General features: G+C 77.8%; 1 protein-coding gene. It reads left to right on the top strand.

The genetic code is table 11. The features are described from left to right. Positions 1-559 (top strand): thiamine phosphate synthase (locus tag Y694_RS22175; protein ID WP_036236902.1); only part of this gene is annotated, 559 nt, incomplete at both ends.

Here is a 559-nt window from a genome sequence, read left to right as displayed (position 1 = left end):
CGCGCATCGCCACGCCACACCACCACGGTAGCGGCTGCACCTTCGCCAGCAGCGCGGCGGCCGCCCTGGCGCTCGGCTTCGTGCCGGCCGACGCGCTGGTACTGGCCAAGATGGCGACCGGCCACGCACTGCGCCACGCTCACCCGGCCGGCGCGGGCCGCGGGCCGGTGCGGGCCGCGGCCGGGTTCGCCAGCGATCCGAGCCTGATGCCCTGGCTGTCGTGGGGCGCTGCGCCGGTGTTCGCGCCGGCTGCCGAGTCTGAGGCACCGCCCGCCTCGCTCGGCCTCTACGCCATCGTCGACAGCGCCGCGCGGGCGGAGCAGGTGCTGGCCGCCGGCGTCCGCACGCTGCAGCTGCGCCTCAAGACGCCAGCCGTCCCCGACGCCGGCTGGCATCCCGCGTTGCGCGCCACCTTGCAGCGCGGCATCGCCGCAGCGCGCGGGACCGGCGCCGCGCTGTTCGTCAACGACCACTGGCAGCTCGCCGCCGAACTGGGCGCCCCCGGCGTGCACCTGGGCCAGGAGGACCTGCTGGCGCTGGGCGACGAGGGCCGGGCGCG

The organism is Methylibium sp. T29-B, from assembly GCF_000576225.1.
In the GTDB taxonomy this organism is placed as follows: Bacteria; Pseudomonadota; Gammaproteobacteria; order Burkholderiales; family Burkholderiaceae_C; genus Methylibium; species Methylibium petroleiphilum.
Note: the sequence above shows the minus strand (reverse complement) of the source record. Positions and strands in the feature narration are given on the sequence as shown.